The sequence below is a fragment of the Rhizobium sp. OAE497 genome, assembly GCF_040546565.1.
Classification (GTDB): Bacteria; Pseudomonadota; Alphaproteobacteria; order Rhizobiales; family Rhizobiaceae; genus Rhizobium.
In genome coordinates, this window is record NZ_JBEPOA010000001.1 from 1,502,321 (window position 1) to 1,524,037 (window position 21,717).

At 59.7% G+C, this 21,717-nt stretch carries 23 protein-coding genes and 3 tRNA genes; 20 read left to right on the plus strand and 6 right to left on the minus strand.

All coding sequences use genetic code 11. From position 1 onward, the window contains the following. Nucleotides 1–23 precede the first annotated feature (23 nt). On the plus strand, nucleotides 24–797 hold the full coding sequence (locus ABIE40_RS07705) for an NAD kinase (RefSeq protein ID WP_199628679.1): 774 nt from the start codon (nucleotides 24–26) through the stop codon (nucleotides 795–797). Between the two features lies 1 nt (nucleotide 798). Beyond that, nucleotides 799–1,302 (plus strand): hypothetical protein, encoded by a 504-nt coding sequence (locus ABIE40_RS07710; RefSeq protein WP_199628678.1) that lies wholly within the window; start codon nucleotides 799–801, stop codon nucleotides 1,300–1,302. Nucleotides 1,303–1,358: 56 nt separating this feature from the next. Here ABIE40_RS07710 and ABIE40_RS07715 read toward each other — a convergent pair whose 3' ends face one another. From ABIE40_RS07715 to rlmB, 3 genes are all read right to left on the minus strand, one after another. Then, the gene (locus ABIE40_RS07715) at nucleotides 1,359–1,496 is read right to left on the minus strand and encodes a hypothetical protein (RefSeq protein WP_165402738.1); all 138 of its coding nucleotides are present in this window, start codon (nucleotides 1,494–1,496) and stop codon (nucleotides 1,359–1,361) included. Between the two features lie 61 nt (nucleotides 1,497–1,557). Continuing rightward, nucleotides 1,558–1,725, minus strand: a complete 168-nt coding sequence (locus ABIE40_RS07720) for a hypothetical protein (RefSeq protein WP_199628677.1) — start codon at nucleotides 1,723–1,725, stop codon at nucleotides 1,558–1,560. An 89-nt stretch (nucleotides 1,726–1,814) separates the two neighbouring features. Then, nucleotides 1,815–2,705: a 23S rRNA (guanosine(2251)-2'-O)-methyltransferase RlmB gene (rlmB, locus tag ABIE40_RS07725; RefSeq protein WP_199628676.1), complete on the minus strand. Its 891-nt coding sequence runs from the start codon at nucleotides 2,703–2,705 to the stop codon at nucleotides 1,815–1,817. A gap of 202 nt (nucleotides 2,706–2,907) precedes the next feature. On the opposite strand from rlmB, the gene ABIE40_RS07730 reads away from it, so the two are divergent. The 15 genes from ABIE40_RS07730 (at nucleotide 2,908) to rpoC (ending at nucleotide 18,689) form a co-directional block, all read left to right on the plus strand. Further along, nucleotides 2,908–2,992 (plus strand) — tRNA-Tyr (locus ABIE40_RS07730). A gap of 23 nt (nucleotides 2,993–3,015) precedes the next feature. After that, nucleotides 3,016–3,089: transfer RNA gene (locus tag ABIE40_RS07735), tRNA-Gly, on the plus strand. A 198-nt stretch (nucleotides 3,090–3,287) separates the two neighbouring features. Further along, complete coding sequence (tuf, locus tag ABIE40_RS07740) at nucleotides 3,288–4,463, plus strand: elongation factor Tu (RefSeq protein ID WP_130282487.1); 1,176 nt, start codon at nucleotides 3,288–3,290, stop codon at nucleotides 4,461–4,463. A 107-nt stretch (nucleotides 4,464–4,570) separates the two neighbouring features. After that, on the plus strand, nucleotides 4,571–4,852 hold the full coding sequence (locus ABIE40_RS07745) for a type II toxin-antitoxin system RelE/ParE family toxin (RefSeq protein ID WP_112716926.1): 282 nt from the start codon (nucleotides 4,571–4,573) through the stop codon (nucleotides 4,850–4,852). A gap of 20 nt (nucleotides 4,853–4,872) precedes the next feature. Further along, entirely contained in the window at nucleotides 4,873–5,172 is a 300-nt protein-coding gene (locus ABIE40_RS07750; RefSeq protein ID WP_199630020.1) for a HigA family addiction module antitoxin, read from the plus strand. 77 nt (nucleotides 5,173–5,249) lie between these two features. Next, nucleotides 5,250–6,143 carry an NAD-dependent epimerase/dehydratase family protein gene (locus ABIE40_RS07755; RefSeq protein ID WP_112716922.1) on the plus strand — a complete coding sequence of 298 codons (894 nt, stop codon included), beginning with the start codon at nucleotides 5,250–5,252 and terminating at the stop codon, nucleotides 6,141–6,143. A gap of 140 nt (nucleotides 6,144–6,283) precedes the next feature. Next, nucleotides 6,284–6,359: transfer RNA gene (locus ABIE40_RS07760), tRNA-Trp, on the plus strand. Between the two features lie 188 nt (nucleotides 6,360–6,547). Next, nucleotides 6,548–6,748: a preprotein translocase subunit SecE gene (gene secE / locus ABIE40_RS07765; protein ID WP_112716918.1), complete on the plus strand. Its 201-nt coding sequence runs from the start codon at nucleotides 6,548–6,550 to the stop codon at nucleotides 6,746–6,748. Between the two features lie 17 nt (nucleotides 6,749–6,765). Continuing rightward, nucleotides 6,766–7,296: a transcription termination/antitermination protein NusG gene (gene nusG, locus ABIE40_RS07770; protein ID WP_112716916.1), complete on the plus strand. Its 531-nt coding sequence runs from the start codon at nucleotides 6,766–6,768 to the stop codon at nucleotides 7,294–7,296. 175 nt (nucleotides 7,297–7,471) lie between these two features. After that, entirely contained in the window at nucleotides 7,472–7,903 is a 432-nt protein-coding gene (gene rplK / locus ABIE40_RS07775) for a 50S ribosomal protein L11 (RefSeq protein ID WP_112716914.1), read from the plus strand. A 4-nt stretch (nucleotides 7,904–7,907) separates the two neighbouring features. After that, on the plus strand, nucleotides 7,908–8,606 hold the full coding sequence (rplA, locus tag ABIE40_RS07780; protein WP_112716912.1) for a 50S ribosomal protein L1: 699 nt from the start codon (nucleotides 7,908–7,910) through the stop codon (nucleotides 8,604–8,606). A 323-nt stretch (nucleotides 8,607–8,929) separates the two neighbouring features. After that, nucleotides 8,930–9,448 (plus strand): 50S ribosomal protein L10, encoded by a 519-nt coding sequence (gene rplJ / locus ABIE40_RS07785; protein ID WP_112716910.1) that lies wholly within the window; start codon nucleotides 8,930–8,932, stop codon nucleotides 9,446–9,448. 58 nt (nucleotides 9,449–9,506) lie between these two features. Beyond that, complete coding sequence (gene rplL / locus ABIE40_RS07790) at nucleotides 9,507–9,887, plus strand: 50S ribosomal protein L7/L12 (protein ID WP_112716908.1); 381 nt, start codon at nucleotides 9,507–9,509, stop codon at nucleotides 9,885–9,887. A 261-nt stretch (nucleotides 9,888–10,148) separates the two neighbouring features. Continuing rightward, nucleotides 10,149–14,288, plus strand: coding sequence for a DNA-directed RNA polymerase subunit beta (gene rpoB, locus ABIE40_RS07795; protein WP_112716906.1), 4,140 nt, complete (start codon nucleotides 10,149–10,151; stop codon nucleotides 14,286–14,288). A gap of 189 nt (nucleotides 14,289–14,477) precedes the next feature. Beyond that, nucleotides 14,478–18,689: a DNA-directed RNA polymerase subunit beta' gene (gene rpoC, locus ABIE40_RS07800; protein ID WP_130282491.1), complete on the plus strand. Its 4,212-nt coding sequence runs from the start codon at nucleotides 14,478–14,480 to the stop codon at nucleotides 18,687–18,689. A gap of 63 nt (nucleotides 18,690–18,752) precedes the next feature. Here rpoC and ABIE40_RS07805 read toward each other — a convergent pair whose 3' ends face one another. Beyond that, a complete protein-coding gene (locus ABIE40_RS07805) occupies nucleotides 18,753–18,956 on the minus strand; it encodes a hypothetical protein (protein ID WP_199630021.1) in 204 nt (67 codons plus the stop codon). 131 nt (nucleotides 18,957–19,087) lie between these two features. After that, nucleotides 19,088–19,798, minus strand: a complete 711-nt coding sequence (locus ABIE40_RS07810) for an acid phosphatase (protein ID WP_112716902.1) — start codon at nucleotides 19,796–19,798, stop codon at nucleotides 19,088–19,090. Nucleotides 19,799–19,971: 173 nt separating this feature from the next. On the opposite strand from ABIE40_RS07810, the gene ABIE40_RS07815 reads away from it, so the two are divergent. Both ABIE40_RS07815 and ABIE40_RS07820 read left to right on the plus strand, forming a co-directional pair. Further along, the gene (locus ABIE40_RS07815) at nucleotides 19,972–20,226 is read left to right on the plus strand and encodes a type II toxin-antitoxin system ParD family antitoxin (RefSeq protein WP_199630022.1); all 255 of its coding nucleotides are present in this window, start codon (nucleotides 19,972–19,974) and stop codon (nucleotides 20,224–20,226) included. Continuing rightward, a complete protein-coding gene (locus ABIE40_RS07820) occupies nucleotides 20,223–20,525 on the plus strand; it encodes a type II toxin-antitoxin system RelE/ParE family toxin (protein WP_199630023.1) in 303 nt (100 codons plus the stop codon). Before ABIE40_RS07815 ends, ABIE40_RS07820 begins: the two co-directional genes overlap by 4 nt. An 11-nt stretch (nucleotides 20,526–20,536) precedes the next feature. Here the strand turns inward: ABIE40_RS07820 and ABIE40_RS07825 are convergent, their stop codons facing one another. Beyond that, a complete protein-coding gene (locus ABIE40_RS07825; protein WP_112716928.1) occupies nucleotides 20,537–20,830 on the minus strand; it encodes a transcriptional regulator in 294 nt (97 codons plus the stop codon). A gap of 496 nt (nucleotides 20,831–21,326) precedes the next feature. Between ABIE40_RS07825 and rpsL the strand changes: the two genes are divergently transcribed. Then, the gene (gene rpsL / locus ABIE40_RS07830; RefSeq protein ID WP_003547537.1) at nucleotides 21,327–21,698 is read left to right on the plus strand and encodes a 30S ribosomal protein S12; all 372 of its coding nucleotides are present in this window, start codon (nucleotides 21,327–21,329) and stop codon (nucleotides 21,696–21,698) included. The last annotated feature ends 19 nt before the right edge of the window (nucleotides 21,699–21,717 follow it).

Below are 21,717 nucleotides of genomic sequence, written 5' to 3' on the forward strand. Positions count from 1 at the left end.
GCGAGCATCATAAAGGGCATTGCATGGGCCGGTCATTTCAGACGCTTGGTTTTCTGGCATCTTCCGCCACCGAGGCGCTGGCGGCGCGTGAGGAATTGATTCGCATCTATGGCGATGTGCCGGCCGAGGAGGCCGATGTCATTGTCGCACTTGGCGGCGATGGCTTCATGCTGCAGACGCTGCATGGCACGATGAACAGTGGCAAGCTTGTCTATGGCATGAACCGCGGTTCCGTCGGCTTCCTGATGAATGATTATAGAACGGAGGATCTGCAGGATCGTATCTGCGCTGCCGTCGAGAATGTCTTCCGGCCGCTGCAGATGACGACAGCCAATGCCGATGGCACCAATTCGACAGCACTTGCGATCAACGAGGTCTCGCTGTTTCGCCAGTCCTATCAGGCGGCCAAGCTGCGGGTTGAGGTTGATGGCCATGTCCGGCTCGAAGAGCTGATTTGCGATGGCCTGATGGTGGCAACGCCGGCGGGCTCGACGGCCTATAATCTCTCGGCTCATGGTCCGATCCTGCCGCTGGAGGCGCCGCTTCTGGCGATGACGCCGGTGAGCGCCTTCCGTCCGCGGCGCTGGCGCGGCGCGCTGCTGCCGAACAAGGTGACGGTCGATATCCATATTCTGGAAGCGGAGAAGCGGCCGGTGAATGCCGTTGCCGATAATTCCGAGGTCAAGTCGGTGCTGCATGTGCGCATCGCCCAGTCGGAACATATGACGGCACGCATCCTCTCCGATCCGGACCGTTCCTGGTCCGACCGCATTCTGGCAGAACAATTCGAGGATTGAGATGAGAGCCGCAAACTTACTTCTGGCCGCCGCTCTTTTCTCGGGCGCGGGGATGGCGGCCGCAGCACCGGCCGCCGACACGATCCTGCCGTCGTCGATCACCTTTGCGACGAGCACCGGCTACTGGGAAGAGGCGAAGGGCGAGATCGCCATCGAGCGCGCGCCAGGTGCAGCCCAGCCGGCTGCCATCAGCGCGGAACCACGGCACGGCTATTACAAGATCTTCGCCGTCCGCCAGCCGAACCGCACGTCCAAGGTCTATCTGCAGCAGATTGCCCAGGCCGACGCAGGCCCCGAGGTCGTTTCCACTCTCGAGCTGCATGAGTTCACCGACATCAAGCCCTATGTGACCGACATCCGTCCGGAGAATTCCACCGGCATCATCAAGCAGCCGGGCCTCTTCGCCACGGTCTACCTGAAGACCGATCCGGATGCCGAGCCCGATGGCTGGACCGTGATGATCGACGAATTCGGCGAGATCACCGTCGAGAAGGCCAGCAACTGACAGCATAAAGCCCCGGTCATGTCGGGGCTTTGCACATCGCTGGATGGATTTCAGCTCTACTGTTGCACAGGCTCGTTGATGCTAGCCTCGATCTTGGCGCCGTTGCCGGTCTGTCCGGCACCGGATGGCGTCATCATCACGATGCTGAGCACCGAGCCGACCATCAGAACTACGACCACGATCATGATTCGCATGCGGTTTTCCTTGCGTTAATCTGCGAGGCAAACGCGCGGTGCGGTTTGTGGTTCCAGGCGCCTACTGTGCAGGAGCAGGCGCTGTGGGGTCGGTAACGGCAGGTGGCGAGGGCGCCAACGGGTCGGATTGCCGTGTCGGCTGGGAGGGATCGACCCAGACCAGACTGAGGATGATGCCGACGAAAACTGCGATGAACAGAATGCCGAACAGGAGGGGCCGGATTGCCATGCCGGAGTGCTTCCTTCTCGCTTGCCGTTTCGGTCCGGCGGCTTCTAGCCGCCGCATGCGTTCATTTTGAGTCCGCCGGCCTATCTCACCTATTTCGCCAGATAAAGCCGCGCCGCATAGAGCGCGATCGCTGCCGCGTTCGAGACGTTGAGCGATTTGATCGCGCCGGGCATGTCGAGCCGCGCCAGCGCATTGACCGTCTCGCGCGTCTTCTGCCGCAGGCCCTTGCCCTCGGAGCCGAGAACGAGTGCCACTTTCTCTCCGGTAAAGGTCCCTTCGAGCGGCGCCGGTCCTTCCGAATCGAGCCCGATCGTCACGAAGCCGAGCTTGTGCAGCTCGCCCACCGCATCGGCGAGATTGGTGATCTGTATATAAGGAATGAGTTCGAGGGCGCCGGAGGCCGATTTTGCCATCACGCCCGATTCGGTCGGGCTGTGCCGCTGCGTGGTGATCACGGCACCGGCATTGAAGGCGACGGCCGAGCGCATGATGGCGCCGACATTATGCGGATCGGTCACCTGGTCGAGAACCAGAAGCAGCGGGCTGTCCTTCAGCGCTTCCAGCCGGCGTACGGGCAGGGGCCGCGTTTCCAGCATGACGCCCTGGTGGATGGCGTCGGGGCCAAGCATCTTGTCGATATCATGCGGCGCCACCATCTCGACCGGAATGCCGAGCGTCTCGGGATCGATCTCCAGGCGGACGAGCGCATTCTGCGTCACCGAAAGCTTGATGTTGCGTCGCTCTTTATTGTCGAGCGCGGCGCGCACCGTGTGCAGGCCATAGAGATAGACCTGTTCGGGCGCCAGAACCGGCGGCTTCCAGTCGTCGCCGCCGCGCTTGCGTTTTTGCGGGGCAGGGGTGGGGATCTCGCCGCGCTCGCGTTTTGCATCGCGGTGCTGGCGGCGCAGCGTTGCATAATGCGTGTCGCGCGGGGTTTTTTCGGTTGCGGGCTTGCCGCCGGATTTGTTGTCTTTGCTCATGCGGCTTTATAGCGGCGCGATCTCGCTGCGCATAGGTCTCATTCGTCTCCGGGCCTTTCAACAGGCAATGAATTTTTTCACATTTTTTCTTTTGTCTTCGTGTTGACATGTGAAAACGCACCGGTCATATACGCGGCGCAGATCGAGGGCGGCGACGCCAAACGATCGCAAGCTTGGTCTTCCGATCCAGACGAAAAGTTATGGAGAGATGCCCGAGTGGTTAAAGGGGACGGACTGTAAATCCGTTGGCTCAGCCTACGTTGGTTCAAATCCAACTCTCTCCACCATTCGTCTCGATCGGACCAATCCCGCGGGTATAGCTCAATGGTAGAGCAGCAGCCTTCCAAGCTGAATACGCGGGTTCGATTCCCGCTACCCGCTCCAGGTTTTCTTTTCATTTTCAAATAATTCTGCAGTCTTGAGCGGCATCGATCTTGTGCGCTGAAGATTGTCTCCCATATGGGCAGCAAAGCCCGGAAGACCGTTCGCAATTAGGTCTTGCGCAATCCCGCCGAAAGCCTTAAACGGCGGCACTAAACCGGTTCGCCGGGGTCACCCATTTCGTTCACAGGAAGCATTCAAATGGCAAAGAGTAAGTTTGAGCGCAACAAGCCGCACGTAAACATCGGCACGATCGGCCACGTTGACCACGGCAAGACGTCTCTGACGGCAGCGATCACGAAGTATTTCGGCGAGTTCAAGGCGTATGACCAGATCGACGCTGCTCCGGAAGAAAAGGCACGCGGCATCACCATCTCGACGGCCCACGTCGAGTATGAGACCCCGAACCGCCACTACGCGCACGTCGACTGCCCCGGCCACGCCGATTACGTCAAGAACATGATCACCGGTGCCGCACAGATGGACGGCGCGATCCTGGTTTGCTCCGCTGCTGACGGCCCGATGCCGCAGACCCGCGAGCACATCCTGCTCGCTCGCCAGGTTGGCGTTCCGGCTATCGTCGTGTTCCTCAACAAGGTCGACCAGGTTGACGACGCCGAGCTTCTCGAACTCGTCGAGCTCGAAGTTCGCGAACTGCTGTCGTCCTACGACTTCCCGGGCGACGACATCCCGGTCGTCAAGGGTTCGGCTCTGGCCGCTCTCGAAGATTCCGACAAGAAGATCGGCGAAGACGCGATCCGCGAGCTGATGGCTCAGGTCGACGCCTACATCCCGACGCCTGAGCGTCCGGTTGACCAGCCGTTCCTGATGCCGATCGAAGACGTGTTCTCGATCTCGGGCCGTGGTACGGTTGTTACGGGCCGCGTCGAGCGTGGTATCGTCAAGGTTGGCGAAGAAGTCGAAATCGTCGGCATCCGCGCGACCTCGAAGACGACGGTTACCGGCGTTGAAATGTTCCGCAAGCTGCTCGATCAGGGCCAGGCCGGCGACAACATCGGCGCTCTGGTTCGCGGTGTTAACCGTGACGGCGTCGAGCGTGGTCAGATCCTGTGCAAGCCGGGTTCGGTCAAGCCGCACAAGAAGTTCAAGGCAGAAGCCTACATCCTGACGAAGGAAGAAGGCGGCCGTCATACGCCGTTCTTCACCAACTACCGTCCGCAGTTCTACTTCCGCACGACGGACGTGACGGGCATCGTCACGCTGCCGGAAGGCACGGAAATGGTTATGCCGGGCGACAACGTCACGGTTGACGTCGAGCTGATCGTTCCGATCGCGATGGAAGAAAAGCTGCGCTTCGCTATCCGCGAAGGCGGCCGTACCGTCGGCGCCGGCATCGTTGCCTCGATCGTCGAGTAATCGGCTGTCGCATTGAATAAAGAAGGCCTCGCTGGAAACAGCGGGGCCTTTTTCGTTTTTGTTGACTTCGATTAGTATCATCGTATGATACCAATGCGAGGCGCCCGGTGATCCGATCATATAAGGACAAGCTCAGCCAATCGATTGCCGATGGATCGATCCGAAAGGGCTTTCCTGCTGATCTTGTTCGCAGGACGCAGCTGATGCTGGCAGTGCTGAATGCCGCGGCCGATCTCAACGACCTTCGATCCCCGCCGGGAAATCGCTTGGAGAAATTGGCGGGAGACCGGGAAGGGCAGCATTCCGTCCGCATCAACAAGCAATGGCGCATCTGTTTCGTCTGGACGGAAAGCGGACCGGGCGATGTCGAAATCACGGACTATCATTAGAATGAATGGAGCTATGGACCATGGTTGAGAATATTCTGCCGGCGATCCATCCCGGTGAAATCCTGCGGGAGCTCTATCTCGAGCCATTGGAAATCTCGCCCTATATGCTGGCAAAGAAGCTCGGCGTTCCCCGGACCCGCATCGAGCGTATCGCGGGTGGGAAGGTGGGCATCACGACTGATACCGCGCTGCGGCTCGCCAAATTCTTCCGCACGACGCCCGAGTTCTGGATGAACCTGCAGGTGAGCTACGACATCAAGGTCCAAAAGGACGCTATGGCGACGGCGCTTGCCGCCATCCCCGAGGTCGAGGCAGCCTGACGCAGCAGCGCCACCCTTGCGCTGCGTTGCAAAGCCTTTATCTATCCCTGCGATTTTCATGACGCGGAGGATATTTCATGAAGAAGCGTATTCTTTTCACCGGTGGTTCGGGCAAGGCAGGGCGGCACACCGTGCCGTGGCTGGTCGCCAAGGGCTATGAGGTCCACAATATCGATCTCGTGCCGCTGGAAAGCCCCGGCGTCACCAATCTGATCGCCGACATCACCGATAGCGGCCAGGTCTTTAACGCGCTGTCGATGCATCGTGACTTTCCCGATCTCGAGAGCGGGAAGGGCGTCCAGCCGTTCGACGCGGTCATTCATTTTGCCGCCGTGCCGCGCATCCTCATCAAGCCTGATAACGAGACCTTCCGCATCAATACGATGGGCACCTATAATGTCATCGAAGCGGCAGTGAAGCTCGGCATCCGCAAGATCATCGTCGCCTCAAGCGAGACGACCTATGGTGTCTGCTTCGCCGAGGGACATCGCGATTTCCACCAGTTTCCGCTGGATGAGGATTACGACGTCAATCCGATGGATTCCTATGGCTTGTCGAAGGTGATCAACGAGAAGACGGCAAGGGCCTTCGCCGAACGCACCGGCGCCGACATCTATGCGCTGCGCATCGGCAATGTCATCGAGCCGCATGAATACGAGAAGTTCCCGGCCTTCTTCGCCGATCCGGAGATTCGCAAGCGCATTGCCTGGAGCTATATCGATGCTCGCGATCTTGGCCAGATCTGCCATCTCTGCATCGAAAAGGATGGTCTCGGCTACCAGGTCTTCAATGCCGCGAACGACACTGTCTCGGCCAATACGCCGTCGAAGGAGCTCGCCAGACGGTTTTTCCCCAACGTTCCCTTCACCCGCGAGATCGGCGAATATGAGGGGCTTCTCTCCAACCGCAAGATCCGCGAAGTGCTGGGCTTCAAGGAAGAACACAACTGGCGCAACTACGTGAAGGTCTGACGGAAACGTCTTGAAGCGGCAGAGGATTGGGAAAAATCGAAAACGGGACTTGCCAATCCTTTGCCGCCGTCTTAAAGGGAGCGCCATGCTTTGCGGAAGCGCTTCGGCCGAATGGCCAAGGAGCTGAAACGAAAGCGTAAAGGGGTATAGCTCAGTTGGTAGAGCGGCGGTCTCCAAAACCGCAGGTCGGGGGTTCGAGCCCCTCTGCCCCTGCCATTTTCCTCGAACGGGAAGCGCGGACGTTCTCGCGGCGTTCCGGCCGGGGAGGCGCAATGGCTAATTTCGTTAAACTTCGGTTTCCCTCTTGTCGAATTGGGAATCGGTGTTTATGTAGGGTTCAACAGACACGCGGTGCGTGGGGCTGATATGTTCAGCTTTACGCGCCGTAATTGCGTGGGCAGTCGATGGCATCCAAATCCAATCCACTAGCGTTTCTCCAGCAGGTTCGCTCCGAGACGGCGAAGATCACTTGGCCGTCGCGCCGTGAGACGATGATCTCGACGATCATGGTTCTGGTAATGGTGGTTTTTGCCGCGCTGTTTTTCTTTGCTGCCGACCAGCTGATCAGCTGGCTTTTGAGCTTCGTGCTCAACGTCAGCAACTGATCGGGTGGAGATAAAAGATGGCGGCACGTTGGTACATCGTCCACGCGTATTCGAATTTTGAAAAGAAGGTTGCCGAGGACATCGAGAACAAGGCTCGCCAGAAAGGGCTTGAGCACCTGTTCGAAAAGATTCTCGTGCCGACCGAGAAGGTGGTTGAAGTGCGCCGCGGCCGCAAGGTCGACAGCGAGCGCAAGTTCTTCCCGGGCTACGTCATGGTTCGTGCGAACCTGACCGACGAAGCCTACCACCTGATCAAGAACACGCCGAAGGTCACGGGCTTCCTTGGTTCCGACAACAAGCCGGTTCCGATCCCGGACTCCGAAGCCGAGCGCATTCTCGGCCAGGTTCAGGAGGGTGTCGAGCGTCCGAAGGCCTCGGTCAGCTTCGAGATCGGCGAGCAGGTTCGGGTTTCCGATGGTCCGTTCGCCTCGTTCAACGGCACGGTTCAGGATGTGGACGAAGAGCGTTCGCGCCTGAAGGTAGAAGTGTCGATCTTCGGCCGCGCGACGCCGGTCGAGCTCGAATACGGTCAGGTCGAGAAGGTCTGATTTCAAGAATCGGAGGCTGGTCCTTGAGGCTGGCCTTCGGGCGGCGAAAGCCGCAGCGCGTGGAAGGTGAGGGGCCTTAGCCGGGTCGCAATTATCCGAACCACGCAACCGCAGCCGCCGGAGCAATCCGGCATCAAGGGCCGGGCAACCGGCCGTCAGTGAAAGGCAGAGAGATATGGCTAAGAAAGTTGCAGGCCAGCTCAAGCTTCAGGTCAAGGCAGGATCGGCTAACCCGTCCCCGCCGATCGGCCCGGCGCTTGGTCAGCGTGGCATTAACATCATGGAATTCTGCAAGTCGTTCAACGCGGCTACGCAGGAAATGGAAAAGGGTATGCCGATCCCGGTCGTCATCACCTATTACCAGGACAAGTCCTTCACCTTCATCATGAAGCAGCCGCCGGTCAGCTACTTCCTGAAGAAGGAAGCGAAGATCCAGTCCGGTTCGAAGACGCCCGGCAAGGGCGCCAACGCCGGCAAGCTCACCAAGGCTCAGATCAAGTCGATCGCCGAAGCCAAGATGAAGGATCTGAACGCAGCAGATATCGAAGGTGCAATGGCGATGATTGAGGGCTCTGCCCGCGCCATGGGCCTGGAAGTGGTAGGTTAAGACCATGTCAGGCAAGCGCACCAAGAAGATCAACGAAGGTGTTGATCCCACGAAGCTCTACGCACTCGGCCTCGCTATCGGCATGGTCAAGGAGCGTGCTGTCGCCAAGTTCGACGAGACCATCGAAATCTCGATGAACCTCGGCGTTGACCCGCGCCACGCCGACCAGATGGTCCGCGGCGTCGTCAACCTGCCGAACGGCACCGGCCGCGACGTTCGCGTCGCTGTTTTCGCCCGCGGCGCCAAGGCTGACGAAGCCAAGGCTGCAGGCGCAGACATCGTCGGCGCCGAAGACCTGGTCGATATCGTCCAGGGCGGCAAGATCGATTTCGACCGCGTCATCGCGACCCCCGACATGATGCCGCTCGTCGGCCGTCTCGGTAAGGTTCTCGGCCCGCGCGGCATGATGCCGAACCCGAAGGTTGGCACGGTAACGATGGACGTCACGGGTGCCGTCAAGGCTTCCAAGGGCGGCGCCGTTGAATTCCGCGTCGAAAAGGCCGGTATCGTACACGCCGGCATCGGCAAGGCATCCTTCGATGCCAAGGCTCTGGAAGAAAACATCCGCGCCTTCGCTGACGCCGTCATCAAGGCAAAGCCGGCTGGCGCCAAGGGTAACTACGTCAAGCGCGTAGCGATCTCTTCGACCATGGGCCCGGGCGTCAAGATCGAGGTTGGCTCGGTCACGGCTCCGGCCGCCTAATGAATTTGCCGGGCTTTTGCCCGGCAGCAAGAATTCCGGCCTCGCAAGGGGCCGGGATATTCCGGAGAAATCCGGAATCCTGTCCGAGATTGCAGGTGGTTCTCCCTTAATCACTTGGCCTGCATGAGACGGGTAAGACCCGAATTTCTGAAGTTCGCTTCATTGATCCGGTTCGAGCCTTGGATGCCTTGTGCCTTCGGCCTTTTCTGGCGCGAAGCGCGAGGGGACAGGATCCTCAAGCGTCGCTTGGGATCGCAATTGATCCCGGGAGGCAAAAGGCAACCCGGTAGGGCCTTACAGGTCCTGCCAACTGGAGATAGGCAGTGGAAAGAGCGGAAAAACGCGAATTCGTCACGGAACTGAACGAAGTCTTCAAGGCTTCGGGCTCGGTTGTCGTGGCCCACTATGCTGGTGCTACAGTCGCGCAGATGAACGACTTCCGTTCGAAGATGCGCGCAGCTGGCGGTACCGTCAAAGTCGCGAAGAACCGCCTGGCCAAGATCGCCCTTCAGGGTACGGAAGCGGAAGGGATTTCCAATCTCTTCACCGGTCAGACGCTCATTGCATACAGCAATGACCCGATCACCGCTCCGAAAGTCGTCGTGGATTTCGCCAAGACCAACGATAAGATCGTTGTTTTGGGCGGCGCCATGGGAACAACCACGCTCAACGCCGATGCAGTCAAGTCGCTTGCGACCCTGCCGTCGTTGGACGAACTGCGTGCAAAGCTGGTCGGTATGATTCAGACCCCGGCTACCCGCATCGCAGGCGTTGTTGCAGCACCGGCAAGCCAGCTTGCTCGCGTGTTCTCGGCTTACGCCAAGAAGGACGAAGCCGCATAAGGCGGTTTTTTGCTGTTTATAAAACACCGGTTCGAACCGAACAAAAGGAACTGATAACATGGCTGATCTCGTAAAGATCGTTGAAGACCTCTCTGCTCTGACCGTCCTGGAAGCTGCTGAGCTTTCCAAGATGCTCGAAGAAAAGTGGGGCGTTTCTGCTGCTGCTCCGGTAGCAGTTGCTGCTGCTGGTGGCGCTGGTGGCGCTGCAGCTCCGGCTGAAGAAGAAAAGACCGAGTTCGACGTTATCCTGGTTGACGCTGGCGCCAACAAGATCAACGTCATCAAGGAAGTCCGCGGCATCACCGGCCTCGGCCTGAAGGAAGCCAAGGACCTCGTCGAAGGCGCTCCGAAGGCTGTCAAGGAAGGCGTTTCCAAGGCTGAAGCTGCCGACATCAAGAAGAAGCTTGAAGACGCTGGCGCAAAGGCCGACGTCAAGTAATCTTGAACTGCATCTGGGAGGCGGTATGTTTACCGTCTCCCATTTGCCGTTTTCCTGAACAAATTACCCAAAAGCCGCGTGAAAACGGCTTTTGGGTAATGGGTTCTTCAAGAGGATGGTCTCGAACCGCAGCATGAAGGCAATCCGGCCTCTTGTTTCGGGAAGTGAGACGAGATTGAACCAACCCATTGGTTGACGGGGTCGACTGGCCATCGGTTCCCGTCCGTTGCAGGCCCGGATGCAATTTTTGAAGGAGCGACGATGGCTCAGACCCTTTCGTTCAACGGTCGTAGGCGCGTACGCAAGTTTTTTGGTAAAATCCCCGAAGTCGCAGAGATGCCGAACCTCATCGAGGTTCAGAAGGCGTCCTACGACCAGTTCCTGATGGTTGAAGAGCCCAAGGGCGGCCGCCCTGACGAAGGCCTTCAGGCCGTCTTCAAGTCTGTTTTCCCGATCACGGATTTCTCCGGCGCTTCGATGCTGGAATTCGTTTCCTACGAATTCGAGCCGCCGAAGTTCGACGTCGATGAATGCCGTCAGCGCGACCTGACCTACGCAGCGCCCCTCAAGGTGACGCTGCGCCTCATCGTGTTCGATATCGACGAGGATACCGGCGCGAAGTCCATCAAGGACATCAAGGAACAGTCCGTCTACATGGGCGACATGCCGCTCATGACCAACAACGGTACGTTCATCGTCAACGGCACCGAGCGCGTCATCGTTTCGCAGATGCACCGTTCGCCGGGCGTGTTCTTCGATCACGACAAGGGCAAGAGCCATTCTTCCGGCAAGCTGCTCTTTGCTGCCCGCGTGATCCCGTATCGTGGTTCCTGGCTCGATATCGAATTCGACGCCAAGGACATTGTCTATGCCCGTATCGACCGCCGCCGCAAGATTCCGGTGTCGTCGCTGCTGATGGCCCTCGGCATGGACGGTGAGGAAATCCTCGACACCTTCTACACGAAGTCGCTCTACAAGCGCGACGGCGAAGGCTGGCGCATTCCCTTCAAGCCGGAAACGCTGCGTGGCGCCAAGGCGATCACCGAGATGGTCGACGCCGACACCGGCGAAGTCGTTGTCGAAGCCGGCAAGAAGCTGACCCCGCGTCTGCTCCGCCAGCTCTCCGAAAAGGGTCTCAAGGCCCTGAAGGCGTCTGACGACGACCTGTACGGCAACTTCCTGGCCGAAGACATCGTCAACTACTCGACCGGTGAGATCTATCTCGAAGCCGGCGACGAAATCGACGAGAAGACCCTGCCGGTCATCCTGTCGAACGGTTTCGACGAGATCCCGGTTCTCGGTATCGACCACATCAATGTCGGCGCCTACATCCGCAACACGCTGCACGCAGACAAGAACGAGAACCGTCAGGACGCTCTGTTCGACATCTACCGCGTCATGCGTCCGGGTGAACCGCCGACCATGGAATCGGCCGAAGCCATGTTCAACTCGCTGTTCTTCGATGCGGAGCGTTACGACCTCTCCGCCGTCGGCCGCGTAAAGATGAACATGCGTCTCGACCTCCAGGTCGACGACACCGTCCGCATCCTGCGCAAGGACGACATCCTGGCCGTGGTCAAGATGCTCGTCGAACTGCGCGACGGTAAGGGCGAAATCGACGACATCGACAACCTCGGCAACCGTCGCGTTCGCTCCGTCGGCGAACTGATGGAAAACCAGTACCGTCTCGGCCTGCTCCGCATGGAGCGCGCGATCAAGGAACGCATGTCCTCGATCGAAATCGACACGGTCATGCCGCAGGATCTGATCAACGCCAAGCCGGCAGCAGCTGCTGTCCGCGAATTCTTCGGCTCCTCGCAGCTGTCGCAGTTCATGGACCAGGTGAACCCGCTTTCGGAAATCACCCATAAGCGCCGTCTCTCGGCACTTGGCCCGGGCGGTCTGACCCGCGAGCGCGCAGGCTTCGAAGTCCGCGACGTTCATCCGACCCACTACGGCCGTATTTGCCCGATCGAAACGCCGGAAGGTCCGAACATCGGTCTCATCAACTCGCTGGCGACCTTTGCGCGCGTCAACAAGTACGGCTTCATCGAAAGCCCGTACCGCCGCATCGTCGATGGCAAGGTGACGAACGACGTTCTCTACCTGTCGGCCATGGAAGAAGCGAAGTACTACGTCGCACAGGCCAACGCCGCGCTCGAGAAGGACGGTTCCTTCGTTGACGAGTTCGTCGTCTGCCGTCACGCCGGCGAAGTTATGCTTGCTCCGCGCGACAGCATGAACCTGATGGACGTCTCGCCGAAGCAGGTCGTTTCGGTCGCAGCCGCTCTCATCCCGTTCCTGGAAAACGACGACGCCAACCGCGCTCTCATGGGCTCGAACATGCAGCGTCAGGCCGTTCCGCTGCTGCGTGCCGAAGCTCCGTTCGTCGGCACCGGCATGGAGCCGGTCGTTGCCCGCGACTCCGGCGCTGCTATCGGCGCCCGCCGCGGCGGCGTTGTCGACCAGGTCGACGCGACGCGTATCGTTATCCGTGCGACGGAAGACCTCGAAGCTGGCAAGTCCGGCGTCGATATCTACCGCCTGCAGAAGTTCCAGCGTTCGAACCAGAACACCTGCGTCAACCAGCGTCCGCTGGTCACCGTCGGTGACGTTGTCAACCGCGGCGACATCCTCGCCGACGGCCCGTCGACGGACCTGGGCGATCTCGCACTCGGCCGCAACGCGCTCGTCGCGTTCATGCCGTGGAACGGCTACAACTACGAAGACTCGATCCTGCTCTCCGAGCGTATCGTTGCTGACGACGTGTTCACCTCCATCCACATCGAAGAATTCGAAGTGATGGCCCGTGACACCAAGCTTGGTCCGGAAGAAATCACGCGCGACATTCCGAACGTTTCGGAAGAAGCGCTGAAGAACCTCGACGAAGCCGGTATCGTCTACATCGGCGCCGAAGTTCAGCCAGGCGATATCCTCGTCGGCAAGATCACGCCGAAGGGCGAAAGCCCGATGACGCCGGAAGAAAAGCTTCTGCGCGCCATCTTCGGTGAAAAGGCATCCGACGTGCGCGACACGTCCATGCGCATGCCGCCCGGCACCTACGGCACGATCGTCGAAGTGCGCGTCTTCAATCGCCACGGCGTTGAGAAGGACGAGCGCGCGATGGCAATCGAGCGCGAAGAGATCGAGCGTCTTGCAAAGGACCGCGACGACGAGCAGGCGATCCTCGACCGTAACGTCTACGGCCGTCTGATCGACATGCTCCGCGGCCAGATGTCCATCGCGGGCCCGAAGGGCTTCAAGAAGGGCACCGAGCTGTCGAACGCCGTCGTCTCCGAATATCCCCGCTCGCAGTGGTGGATGTTCGCCGTCGAAGACGAAAAGGTCCAGAGCGAACTCGAAGCTCTGCGTGGCCAGTACGACGAATCCAAGTCGCGCCTTGAACAGCGCTTCATGGACAAGGTCGAGAAGGTCCAGCGCGGCGACGAAATGCCTCCGGGTGTCATGAAGATGGTCAAGGTCTTCGTCGCTGTTAAGCGCAAGATCCAGCCAGGCGACAAGATGGCCGGCCGTCACGGCAACAAGGGTGTCGTGTCGCGTATCGTGCCGGTCGAAGACATGCCGTTCCTCGAAGACGGTACGCATGTCGACGTCGTTCTGAACCCGCTCGGCGTGCCGTCGCGTATGAACGTCGGTCAGATTCTCGAAACGCATCTCGGCTGGGCTTGCGCCGGCATGGGTCGCCAGATCGGCGACATGCTGGAAGCCTACAAGGCGAGCGGCAACATCGAGCCTCTGCGCAAGACGATCGGCGACGTTGTCGGCGAAGGTCCGAAGGCCGAGCAGGTCAAGGATTTCGACGACGAGTCGGTCCTGCGTCTTGCCGACCAGTGGAAGCGCGGCGTTTCGATCGCGACGCCGGTTTTCGACGGCGCGCACGAAGGTGACGTCAACGAGATGCTGGCTCTCGCCGGTCTGAAGGAAAGCGGTCAGTCGACCCTTTACGATGGCCGTACGGGCGAGCAGTTCGACCGCCAGGTCACGGTTGGCTACATCTACATGCTGAAGCTGAACCACCTTGTCGACGACAAGATCCACGCCCGTTCGATCGGTCCTTACTCGCTCGTTACCCAGCAGCCGCTGGGCGGCAAGGCGCAGTTCGGCGGTCAGCGCTTCGGCGAAATGGAAGTCTGGGCACTGGAAGCATACGGTGCGGCTTACACGCTGCAGGAAATGCTCACGGTCAAGTCGGACGACGTCGCCGGCCGTACCAAGGTCTACGAAGCCATCGTCCGTGGCGACGATACGTTCGAAGCGGGTATCCCCGAAAGCTTCAACGTTCTCGTCAAGGAAATGCGCTCGCTCGGTCTGTCCGTCGAACTGGAGAACTCCAAGGTCGATGAACAGCAGGCGAGCCAGCTGCCGGACGCAGCCGAGTAACCATCTGATAGGGTGTGCGCTGTAAATCAGCGCACACCGTTCCCGCTCTGGCCCCGTAACGTGTTGGCCGGGCAGGGACGATTTCGCCGCATTCTGCGGTTATTGTCGTTTTGAGCGTTGGCGCGGCTCCCGGGATTTGCCGCCGTCGATCGCAAGCTAAGGGCGCATCCGCCCATGAAGGAGACAGGCATGAACCAAGAGGTCATGAATCTTTTCAATCCGCAGGTGCCTGCACAGAATTTCGATAGCATTCGAATTTCTATCGCATCGCCGGAGAAGATCCTCTCCTGGTCCTACGGCGAGATCAAGAAGCCGGAAACCATCAACTACCGTACGTTCAAGCCGGAACGCGACGGTCTCTTCTGCGCGCGCATTTTCGGACCGATCAAGGACTACGAATGCCTGTGCGGCAAGTACAAGCGCATGAAGTACAAGGGCATCATCTGCGAAAAGTGCGGCGTCGAAGTCACGCTGTCGCGCGTTCGCCGTGAGCGCATGGGCCATATCGAGCTCGCCGCTCCCGTTGCCCATATCTGGTTCTTGAAGTCGCTTCCGTCGCGCATCTCGACCCTGCTCGACATGACGCTGAAGGATGTAGAGCGCGTTCTCTACTTCGAAAACTACATCGTCACCGAGCCGGGCCTCACGGCGCTCAAGGAGCACCAGCTCCTGACGGAAGAAGAGTACATGCTGGCCGTCGACGAATACGGCGAAGACCAGTTCACCGCCATGATCGGTGCTGAAGCCATCTACGAGATGCTGGCATCGATGAACCTCGAGAAGATCGCTGGCGATCTGCGCTCCGAGCTTGCCGACACCACGTCGGATCTCAAGCAGAAGAAGCTGATGAAGCGCCTGAAGATCGTCGAGAACTTCATGGAATCGGGCAACCGTCCGGAATGGATGATCATGAAGGTCGTCCCGGTCATCCCGCCGGACCTGCGCCCGCTCGTTCCGCTCGATGGCGGCCGTTTCGCGACGTCGGATCTGAACGATCTGTACCGCCGCGTCATCAACCGTAACAACCGTCTGAAGCGCCTGATCGAACTGCGCGCTCCGGGCATCATCATCCGCAACGAAAAGCGCATGCTGCAAGAATCTGTGGACGCGCTGTTCGACAACGGCCGCCGTGGCCGCGTCATCACCGGCGCCAACAAGCGTCCGCTGAAGTCGCTGTCTGACATGCTCAAGGGCAAGCAGGGCCGCTTCCGTCAGAACCTGCTCGGCAAGCGCGTCGACTATTCCGGCCGTTCGGTCATCGTGACCGGTCCGGAACTGAAGCTGCACCAGTGCGGTCTTCCGAAGAAGATGGCGCTCGAGCTCTTCAAGCCGTTCATCTACGCCCGCCTCGACGCCAAGGGTTATTCCTCGACCGTCAAGCAGGCCAAGAAGCTGGTTGAAAAGGAAAAGCCGGAAGTCTGGGATATCCTCGACGAGGTCATCCGCGAGCATCCGGTTCTCCTGAACCGCGCACCGACGCTGCACCGCCTGGGTATCCAGGCCTTCGAACCCACCCTGGTCGAAGGCAAGGCGATCCAGCTGCACCCGCTCGTCTGCACGGCCTTCAACGCCGACTTCGACGGTGACCAGATGGCCGTTCACGTGCCGCTGTCGCTCGAAGCCCAGCTCGAAGCCCGCGTTCTGATGATGTCGACGAACAACATCCTGCATCCGGCAAACGGTGCACCGATTATCGTTCCGTCGCAGGACATGGTTCTCGGCCTGTACTACCTCGCGATCATGAACCAGAACGAGCCGGGCGAAGGCATGGCCTTCTCCGATCTCGGCGAGCTGCATCACGCGCTTGAAAACAAGGTCGTGACGCTGCACACCAAGATCCGCGGCCGCTTCAAGTCGATCGGCGAAGACGGCAAGCCGTACTCGAAGATCTATGAAACGACTCCGGGCCGTCTGCTCATCGGCGAACTCCTGCCGAAGAACGGCAAGGTGACCTTCGACGTCTGCAACCAGGAAATGACCAAGAAGAACATCTCCAAGATGATCGACACGGTCTACCGTCACTGCGGCCAGAAGGACACGGTCATCTTCTGCGACCGCATCATGCAGCTCGGCTTCGCCCATGCCTGCCGCGCCGGCATTTCGTTCGGCAAGGACGACATGGTCATTCCGGAAACCAAGGCAAAGATCGTTGGCGACACCGAAAACCTGGTCAAGGAATACGAGCAGCAGTACAACGACGGCCTGATCACTCAGGGCGAGAAGTACAACAAGGTCGTTGACGCCTGGGGTAAGGCTACCGAAAAGGTCGCTGAAGACATGATGGCCCGCATTAAGGCTGTCGAGTTCGATCCGAACACCGGCCGCCAGAAGCCGATGAACGCCATCTACATGATGTCGCACTCGGGTGCCCGTGGTTCTCCGAACCAGATGCGCCAGCTGGGCGGCATGCGCGGCCTCATGGCCAAGCCGTCGGGCGAAATCATCGAAACGCCGATCACGTCGAACTTCAAGGAAGGTCTGACCGTCAACGAGTACTTCAACTCGACCCACGGCGCCCGTAAGGGTCTCGCAGACACCGCTCTGAAGACGGCTAACTCCGGTTACCTGACCCGCCGTCTCGTCGACGTCGCGCAGGATTGCATCGTCAACCTCGTGGATTGCGGTACCGACAAGGGCCTCACCATGACCGCCATCGTCGATGCCGGTCAGGTCGTTGCTTCGCTCGGCGCTCGTATCCTCGGCCGTACGGCTCTTGACGATATCGATCATCCGATCACCGGCGAGCGTCTTGTCGACGCTGGCAAGATGATCCTTGAGCCCGATGTCATCGAGATCGAAAAGGCTGGTATCCAGTCGATCCGCATCCGTTCGGCTCTGACCTGCGAAGTTCAGACGGGCGTCTGCTCGGTCTGCTACGGCCGCGACCTTGCTCGCGGTACGCCTGTCAACATGGGCGAAGCAGTCGGCGTCATCGCGGCTCAGTCGATCGGCGAGCCGGGCACGCAGCTCACCATGCGTACGTTCCACCTTGGTGGTACGGCAAACGTGGTCGACCAGTCGTTCTTGGAAGCCTCGTACGAAGGTACGATCCAGATCAAGAACCGCAACGTTCTGCGCAACTCGGAAGGTAACCTCGTTGCCATGGGCCGCAACATGACCGTCCAGATCCTGGACGAGCGTGGCGTCGAGCGCTCCTCGCAGCGCGTCGCCTACGGTTCGAAGCTGCATGTCGACGAAGGCGACAAGGTCAAGCGCGGTCAGCGTCTGGCAGAGTGGGACCCCTACACCCGTCCGATGATGACGGAAGTAGCCGGTACCGTTCAGTTCGAAGACCTGGTCGACGGTCTCTCCGTTCTCGAAGCGACCGACGAATCCACCGGCATCACCAAGCGTCAGGTTATCGACTGGCGCTCGACGCCGCGCGGTTCCGACCTGAAGCCGGCAATCGTCATCAAGGACGCCAGCGGCAATGTCATGAAGCTGTCGCGTGGTGGTGACGCCCGCTTCCTGCTCTCGGTCGACGCCATTCTGTCGGTCGAGCCGGGCACGAAGGTCTCCCAGGGTGACGTTCTCGCACGTTCGCCGCTGGAAAGCGCCAAGACCAAGGACATCACCGGTGGTCTGCCGCGCGTTGCCGAACTGTTCGAAGCCCGTCGTCCGAAGGACCACGCCATCATCGCTGAGATCGATGGTACGATCCGCCTCGGCCGCGACTACAAGAACAAGCGCCGCGTCATCATCGAGCCGGCGGAAGACGGTGTCGAGCCGGTCGAATACCTGATCCCGAAGGGCAAGCCCTTCCACCTTCAGGAAGGCGACTATATCGAAAAGGGTGACTACATCCTCGACGGTAACCCGGCTCCGCACGACATCCTGGCGATCAAGGGCGTCGAGGCACTCGCTTCGTACCTGGTCAACGAAATCCAGGAAGTCTACCGCTTGCAGGGCGTTGTCATCAACGACAAGCACATCGAAGTGATTGTCCGTCAGATGCTGCAGAAGGTGGAAATCACCGATGCAGGCGACTCGACCTATATCGTCGGCGACAACGTCGATCGTATCGAGCTCGAGGACGTCAACGACGGCCTGATCGAACAGGGCAAGAAGCCTGCTTACGGCGATCCGGTTCTGCTCGGCATCACCAAGGCGTCGCTGCAGACCCCGTCCTTCATCTCCGCTGCGTCCTTCCAGGAAACGACGAAGGTGCTCACGGAAGCTGCGATCGCCGGCAAGACCGACGGCCTGCAGGGTCTGAAGGAAAACGTCATCGTCGGCCGCCTCATCCCGGCTGGTACCGGCGGTACGATGACCCAGATCCGCCGCATCGCCACGTCGCGCGACGAGATGATCCTCGAAGAGCGCCGCAAGGGCAGCGGCGCAGAATCGGCCACGCCGATGCTGCAGGACATGGCTGCCGAAAACGCTCCGGCCGCCGAATAAGCGACCAGCGTCTTGGAAATCGAAAACCGCCCGGAGCAATCCGGGCGGTTTTTCTTCTAGGGCTTAGGAAAAGTGCGGGATCGTCCCGCGCATGGCTGCATCGCGCAGTAGAAGCAGCAGCATGAAGACGGCGGTGATGCCGATGACGACGGAGATCCGCCTCATCCGCCGCTTTCGCTCCTCATCGCCCGGCGGCCGCCGCCCGCATTGTGGGCAGATCAGCAGGCCCGGCGGGATCTCCCGCTCGCAATATTCGCATTGAGCCATCGGTGCCTCCCCAGGACAGTGCAAATGTCTCCGGTGAACGGCAAGGGCGCCGAAAAGTTCAGCTCGTCAGATTTCAGCAAAGCAAAAGGCCGCAGCTCTCGCCGCGGCCTTCAGATCATATGCTGGCGATATCACATGCCGAGAACGGTCCGCAGCTCGGTGCGGGCGGCTTCGTATTCCGCCTTGTAGTCATCGTGCTGCATGATCGTCTGTGCCGTCGCGATACCGGCAATGCGGCCAGCTTCGATATCGGTCGGGTAGTGGATGCCGCCGATTACGCGGTTCCAGCCGTACTCCCAGGCGCGCGCCATGATCGCGTCCTTCTTCTCCGGAACCATGTTGGAGAGAACGACGCCCATCAGCGTGCCGAGCGTCGTGTGGCCCGACGGATAGGAACCGGACTTGGAGAGCGGAACGACCGGCTTGACGAGATCCGGATAGAGGAGGTGAGGGCGGGTGCGCTTCCAGACGTCCTTGGCCGGGTCGACGACGGCGGCTTCGGTCTCGACGATGCGGTCGAAGAAGGCGGAGAACTTAGGCAGGTTCTCCTTGGTGAACTTCGGATTGTCGATCACGTCGGCATAGCGCCAGACATTCTCTTCGGCATCGGCAACGGCGCGGGCTTCCATCTCGGGCGTGCGCGTCACCTGGATCTTCAGGAGCTCGCCGATCTCGGCCTTGGTCTTGGCGGAATCATTGGCCGGCGGCGGCGGCAGCAGGTTCAAAAGGTTGACTTCGGTATTGTCGGTAAAGGGCTTGGCCTTCTCTTCGGCAAAGGCCGGGGCCGAAAAGGCAATCGCGGCCGCGAGGCCGAAAGCAACGAATTTGGAAATGGAACGCATCGGGAGACTCCTTGGGGGCAATAATGCATCCCGCGGGTAACCGAGGATTGTTTGGCGAAGATGACAGAACGGTGTCAGAGGCTGCGGCATATTGGCCGCGGACCGTTGGCACGCATGCAAGCCGGACTTGCCAAAGAACAAGACCGGTCCGATAATAGTTATCGGAGGCTGCTATGGCTCAAAGCGTTGAACTTGGAAATCTGGAAGCGGTGGTAAAGCGGCTCGTCGAAAGCGGCCGCTACAACTCGAAGAGCGAGGTGCTGCGCGAAGGCGTGCGCCTGGTCGAGGAGCGCGAGAAGCAGCTCGCTCTCATGGATGCGGCGCTGGCACGGGGCAGGGCGGATATCGAAGCGGGCCGCGTCCATGCCGCAGAGGATGTCTTTGCCGAGATGAAGGAGCGCTACAAGCGCATGGCGGATGGCGAATGAAACTGGTCTTTGCGGAAGAAGCCCGCCGGGACCTGTTCGCCATAGGCGACTACATCGCCAAGGATAATCCGCGCCGCGCCCTGTCTTTCGTCGAGGAGATCGAATGGCACTGCAAGCGGATAGCCGATCATCCGCTTGCCTATGCTCTGGTGCCGAGGCACGAGGCGTCCGGCATTCGCCGCGCCGTGCATGGCCGCTACAATATATTCTATACGGCGGCTGAGGGCACCGTTCACATCCTGCACATAGTCAGCGGCGCGATGAATTATGAAGCGGTGCTGTTTCCGGGCCGCGATTAGGCAGCCGCTTGTCAGCTGAAGCGGATGATCGAGACTTCGCCCTCGAGGGCGCCCTGATAGGCCGAGGCATGCGGCTCTTCTTCCGGCACTTCGGTCAGCATGCCGATCTGGTCGAGGTCGGCTTCGATGAAGCCTTCTTCGGCGAGCGCGTTGAGCGCCTCGCGCACCGCGCTGTCGTCGTCGGCGGCCTTCAGCATGACGTGCAGGTCGACGCCTTCGCTGCCATCCGTCTCGTAGCCCTTGCCGATGATGATGAAGATCATCGGGCCTTCGGAATTGTTGTCATTGTCTGGGCTCGCGATCATGCTCATGTCCTTCGGGTACGTGACGATTCGAAAATACGAATCCGCTCTCAGCGGATTTCGCTTGCAATCGCCGATTCCTTAGCGGCTTTTCATGTCGGCCCCAAGTTGAACTTGGCCGGGTGCTTCAAAATTCCGCTGGAACCCCTGCAAAGAGGGCGATAGCCCGGCATTTCAAGGCATTCCGTTAAAGATTATTTCCGGCGCGGCCTTGACGTAGGTGAGGGAAACCAGTAGTACCCGCGCCATCGGAACCCATGTGAGGCATGGCTTTCTGGGGCGCCTTGCCCTGGAGTTCTCCTCAAACAAGGTTCGAAACGCACGTTGAAGATATGATGCCTGCACGCATGACGCATGTCTTTTGCGTCCTCTGCCCTCGGTGGTCCATCTGCGAAAGCGGATCGGGCCACGTTTTGCGCATTGAGACTAGCGTGTGATCTTGCCGGAGACGGCGCGATTTACGCCCGAAAGGGTACAGATTAACGTAAGGGATGGTTGAATGCCTACCGTAAACCAGCTTATCCGCAAGCCGCGTCAGGCGAACGTAAAGCGCAATAAGGTTCCTGCTCTGCAGGAAAACCCGCAGAAGCGCGGCGTCTGCACCCGCGTCTACACCACGACCCCGAAGAAGCCGAACTCGGCTCTCCGTAAGGTCGCCAAGATCCGCCTGACCAATGGCTTCGAAGTCATCGGCTATATCCCGGGCGAAGGTCACAACCTGCAGGAACACTCTGTCGTCATGATCCGTGGCGGCCGCGTCAAGGACTTGCCGGGCGTTCGTTACCACATCATCCGCGGCGTTCTCGATACCCAGGGTGTCAAGAACCGCAAGCAGCGCCGTTCGAAGTACGGTGCGAAGCGTCCGAAGTAATTTCGGTTTTGAAATCCCC